The following is a 5,546-nucleotide window of genomic DNA, read 5'->3' on the forward strand; positions in this document are numbered from 1 at the left end:
GATAGGGCATATCGGAAGTTGGTCATCAGACCTAAACGCTTGGGGAGATTTAAGCTCTATTTTGGTTGGTAGCAATACCTGTCAAGACAACTTGAGTCAGTGAACCAAGAATCCCTCGCATGAGCGCGACGGGAGTGTCAACTCTCTTCTGTCAATCTCGGCAGAAGACCAGCAAAAGTCATCCCAAAGACAGAGCAAATATCGACCCTACATATCGACTCCTCAAAACTGTTATGCTTCTAGGAAAAATCTCTTAGACAAAAACTATTGCTAAATCTCTGTAGATGGACAAGCAAAAGCGATCAAGAGATAAAAATAGTTACAGCATCCTTACTCAATCAACAGTTACTTTGAAGAAATTTTCTCGGTTAAGTAATGATAATTTTTCACCGTTTCATCACCTTTGTTTAGTTTCTAATCACGATTTTTTAGGCCATGAGTAAACTTTCTACTTGACTTGAATTACTTCATCGTGTCTCTAGCTAGGGCTTGCTGAATAAATCTAAAAACCTTGTTGGATAATATCTTTAGACTTTTTGTCAATCAAAAAGTACCAGGCATGGGAGTGATCAGGGGGAAAATTGAGGTACTTTTTCCCTGAAAATTAGGTAATTGGCCACCTGAAAATCGGTAAAACCCCAACCCCCAACCCCCAACCCCCAACCCCCAACCCCCAACCCCCAACCCCCAACCCCCAACCCCCAACCCCCAACCCCCAACCCCCAACCCCCAACCCCCACCGAAAAGCTTTTTCAGCAAACCCTAGTTATAAGCTGTGGAGAAAGCCGGATGCTATAGTGGTAAATTTGGCTAATTCTCAATCTAAAAATGTTTATGACCACAACCACTTGCGAGAGTAACTCGATCTATCCCGTGCGTTGGCAAGATAACAAAGTTTGGCTGATCGATCAAACCCGTTTACCCATGGAGTATGGGGAAGTTGAGATCACCAGCAGTGAAGCCATGGCCCGGGCGATCGAAACGATGATTGTCCGCGGCGCTCCAGCGATCGGGGTGGCGGCTGCCTATGGTATGGTTTTAGGAGCGCAGGAAATTAAAACTGACCAGAAAGAGGAATTTCTGGCTGATTTAACTAGAATAGCCGATCGATTAGCCCAAACCCGGCCGACGGCGGTGAATTTATTCTGGGCGCTCGAGCGAATGTTAAAAGTGGCCAAGGAAAGTGGACCAGAAGTGGCAGTGATTACCAAAAGTCTCCTTGAAACTGCCCAAAATATCCAAAAAGAAGACGTGGAAACCTGTCGGGCGATCGGTCATCATGGTTTATTGGCGCTGCCGGAGCAACCAGAAAAACTGACAATTTTAACCCACTGTAATACTGGTTCCCTAGCCACGGCCGGTTATGGTACTGCTTTAGGGGTAATTCGTTCCGCTTGGACGGCAGGGAGATTAATACAAGTGTATGCAGACGAAACCCGGCCGCGGCTGCAAGGGGCAAAATTAACCGCCTGGGAATGTCTGCGGGAGGGAATTCCCGTCACCGTGATCACCGATAGCATGGCGGCCCACTGTATGCAGCAAAAACTGATCGATGCGGTGATTGTTGGGGCCGATCGCATTGCGGCCAATGGGGACACGGCCAACAAAATTGGCACCTATTCCCTTGCGGTGGTGGCAAAAGCTCATAATCTGCCTTTTTATGTGGCTGCGCCTCTATCGACGGTGGATTTTTCCCTTAAGGATGGTACGGGGATACCGATCGAACAGCGCGATCGTGCCGAAATTTATCAGGTGGGGACAACTACCCTTTGCCCTAGAGATGTTAACTTTTATAACCCCGCCTTCGATGTTACTCCCGCCGCTTTAATCACCGCTATCATTACGGAAAAAGGAGCGGTAACACCAGCTGAATTAATTTTTTTACAGGATTCCTAGAGGGTAAGCTTTTTCCCTACTGATACCATTTTTATCGTTTATATCGATTGGCACAGTGGGGAAAAATTCCGCCTCAATCAAATTGGAGGTGACGGCCAAGGGCTGCAAATAGACAAAAACTACCTCTATCCATAAACTAAAGGACTAGAGTAATTTTGAGAAACTATCTAGGGTTTGCTGAAAGAAGCTACAACCTTTATTGGAAAAGGCTTTTAGACTTTTTTCCCCTCAAAAAGTGCCAGCCCTTGCAGTGGTCGGGGGGAAAATTGAGGGACTTTTTCCCTGAAAATTAGGTAATTGACCCCCTCAAAATCGGTAAAACCCCACACCCCACACCCCACACCCTGCCCCCAGGAAAAACTTTTTCAGCAAACCCTAATTATTGATTACTTCAATCAAGAAAAAATAGATTGTTTATTAGTTTTAGATTAATTTTTTTTGTTGATATAGGCTAAGAAAATTAATTAAACCAGAGCTTGGTTCTATTCTATAAAAATCAAATATGAAAATCCAAGCAGATCAAAGATGTATTCTTGTTAAATATAATATATGGCTCTTCTCGACTTTGTGTAATAATTTTTGCCTATGAAATCGTGAAATATTTACTGGGAAAGACTTTTAGGACTATTTTGTTGTAGAAACTATCAGTATAAGTCTCGTTTCCACACAGAAACCATAAGAGCCAAATCCCCCCTCCTTGCCTAATCGAGATTTGCATGATATTATAATAGAATAATTAAAGGAGAAAATTGCGGGTATATTTGAGTAGATTTTAGGGGAAGTTAAGTATCTTGGCAAGCTCTGCTTTTAGTAAGTAGAAATAAAATCGACTAGAAAAATGAAGATAAGAAAAGGGAGGTTAAGTATCTTGGTAAGCTCTGCTTTTAGTAAGTAGAAATAAAATCGACTGGAAAAAGTAGATTGCTGAATGAAGACAAGAAAAGGGCCAATTCAAGGAAGGGGGAACGGAGTGAAGTCAATGTTTGGGGGGGTCTAATAATCCAAAATCTAAAATCCAAAATTATCAAATCATCACCTAAATCTAAAATCCAAAATTATCAAATCATCACCTAATTCGGTAACACTGGGGAAAAACATGGATAATGTGCGGGTTATCGTTATAGAAGATCACGATCTAACGCGCATGTGCTTAGTGGTGGCTCTCCAGCATCGAGAGAATATTCAAGTGGTGGGAGAAGCTACCAGTGGATTACAGGGACTGAAATTGCTAGAGGAGACTAAACCCGATGTGGCGATCATCGATATAGGTTTGCCCATGATCGATGGGATCGAGTTAGTACGACGCTTCAAACAAAATCGGGGCGAAGACCCCCTGGCCACGAAAATCCTCATGCTAACCATGCACAAAACCCAAGAACTGGTTTTAGCGGCTTTTACTGCTGGGGCTGATTCCTACTGTATGAAGGATATTAGCATTGATAAGTTAATCGAGGCGATTCATTCCACCCACGAAGGCAATCCCTGGATCGATCCTGCGATCGCCAATATTATTCTGCAACAAGTGCGCCAAAATGTTCCCGTCGGTGCGGCTGCCGAGACCAAAACAGTGATAATTCGCGGCCTTGACCCAGAATGTCGCCAATTATTGGAAAATGCCCCCCTAACGGCACGAGAGCTAGAAATTCTCGATCTGATTGTTGCGGGTTGCAGTAATGCCGAGATTGCCGAGCGACTCTATATCACCATCGGCACGGTGAAAACCCATGTCCGCAATGTCTTAAATAAACTCTCTGTGGATGATCGGACTCAAGCGGCAGTGCTGGCCCTGCGATCGGGATTAGTGGATTAAAAAAAACGGCATCCTACCAGGGTAGGATGCCGGCTCGGTCAAAACTAGAAACTAGACTTGGGCTGCCACTTTTGATTCAGCGGCCATTAGTTTTTCGTAGGTTTCACGCATTTTGAGACCGACTAACACTTGGAATAAACCCGTACCATTGGTAGAACCGGGATAATCCTTGTGTTTGAGCAGTAATTCGGTCATTTCACCGTAGTATTTAGTACCGGTTTTACTCAAATGGCTTTCGATGTAGATCATTTCTTCGAGGTTATCGAATTGACCATCTAGTTCCAGAATCGACACTTCATTCCCCAAGAAGCCATCTGGACCATAGTAGAGTTTAATACCGGGATAAGCGCAGGTCAATTTACGACCACAGGGCCGCCAATCGATGGTGGAACCTTCATCAAACAGATAAGCGGGTTCAAAGTTTTCTACCCCTTCTTTCTGGATTAAACGGACCCGTAGTAACTTACTTTCGTGATCTTCAAGTAATTGGGTGGGCAGCACTTGAATCACCACGTCAGCGTACTCTCTTTGGGGATCGATATAGGCACTGAAATCCGGTTTTCTAGAATTAATAGCCGCCATCACATCATCATAGGTGTGACCGCGCTCGGCCATATCCCGTTGAATTTTCCAGTTAACTTTGACTTCATCGCTAATATCGAGATAAACGCTGAAATCTAATAGGGCCCGGACTCGTTCATCATATAAGGGGTGCAGTCCCTCGATCACGATTACCTTATTCGGTTCGATGATTTCGGGGGGATCGATCATTCCCGTTTCATGATTATAAATAGGTTTATTAATGGCTTGACCTTCCTTGAGAGCTTTAATCTGCTCGTACATCAGGTCAAAGTTATTCGCTTTCGGATTGAGTGCGGTGACACCCACCTCTTTTCTCTGTTTGCGATCGAGACAATGGTAGTCATCTAAACAGATCACTGTCATAAACTCGGCCCCGAATAAATCCGTCAAACGACGTAAAAAAGTAGACTTCCCACAACCGGAGTCCCCAGCTACACCGATTAGAACCACGCGCTCTGGCTTATTGGCCATAGTTTCCCTCTAAATACACAACTAATTGTTAACCCATAGTATGTGACATACCCATCGCACTAAGCGCGAGGGCTTCCTGCTTCATCCGCCAATGCCGCTACCAGTTGCCTAGCGTTGGTCTTACTCAGCGTCCACAGGCAGACTCCCTGTGTCCCAAGGAGTATGGCTGTACGTCCTACTCACTATGTCCTCTTATTTCCGAGACAGCGATGCTCTGGGCCTCCCTGAATCTGCCGAGTACATACTTTATGCGAGTTCCGCGGCCTCTTAGTCAGTCAGGTTGGTCAGACTTCGGCGTGAGCTTTTGTCGAACGCGACCAATGTTTTTTATTATATCCTGCTTCGCTATCTATTCTTGGTCAGCATTCATCCCATCGCACTAAGCGCTTCGGGACTTCTGCTGACACTAAGTTAAACCAGACTCTGGAGCCAGCAGTACCCCGCCGCCACAAATTTCTGCTGCTGACAGGTTCGGCAAGAGCCTCACGCTAGATTGACATCCTCACCGCCGTAAACGGACGGTGATTCCCAAACCTCACGATTTAGGTTTCTGCTTCTTTCCCTTGCGGGGTTCCGCAGCTGCCTTAACAGATTTACTCTGTTCTGGTCTTATGGTCGCGAACCGGACTGACACCGCAAGTCCTGCGGCCAAAATATTTTTACTAGCGTTAATATCTCGGTCATGGTGTGTCCCACAGTCTGGACAGTCCCATTCTCGAACATTTAACGGCATTTTCTCAGCAATATACCCGCAATTACTACACCGCTTAGAACTAGGAAACGCCAA

Annotated in this window: 4 protein-coding genes; 2 read left to right on the plus strand and 2 right to left on the minus strand. The window is 45.1% G+C overall.

All coding sequences use genetic code 11. From position 1 onward, the window contains the following. The first annotated feature begins 834 nt into the window (after positions 1-834). Together mtnA and IM479_RS11125 are read left to right on the plus strand one after the other, a co-directional pair. Entirely contained in the window at positions 835-1,896 is a 1,062-nt protein-coding gene (gene mtnA, locus IM479_RS11120) for an S-methyl-5-thioribose-1-phosphate isomerase (protein ID WP_287687047.1), read from the plus strand. Positions 1,897-2,992: 1,096 nt separating this feature from the next. Further along, positions 2,993-3,706 (plus strand): response regulator, encoded by a 714-nt coding sequence (locus tag IM479_RS11125; RefSeq protein ID WP_287687045.1) that lies wholly within the window; start codon positions 2,993-2,995, stop codon positions 3,704-3,706. Positions 3,707-3,757: 51 nt separating this feature from the next. Here the strand turns inward: IM479_RS11125 and IM479_RS11130 are convergent, their stop codons facing one another. Together IM479_RS11130 and IM479_RS11135 are read right to left on the minus strand one after the other, a co-directional pair. Next, on the minus strand, positions 3,758-4,759 hold the full coding sequence (locus IM479_RS11130) for a phosphoribulokinase (RefSeq protein ID WP_287687044.1): 1,002 nt from the start codon (positions 4,757-4,759) through the stop codon (positions 3,758-3,760). Between the two features lie 535 nt (positions 4,760-5,294). Next, the coding region (locus IM479_RS11135) for a zinc ribbon domain-containing protein (RefSeq protein ID WP_287699410.1) at positions 5,295-5,546 on the minus strand (252 nt) is incomplete at its 5' end.

It is taken from the genome of Microcystis sp. M165S2 (assembly GCF_020245885.1).
Taxonomy (GTDB): domain Bacteria; phylum Cyanobacteriota; class Cyanobacteriia; order Cyanobacteriales; family Microcystaceae; genus Microcystis.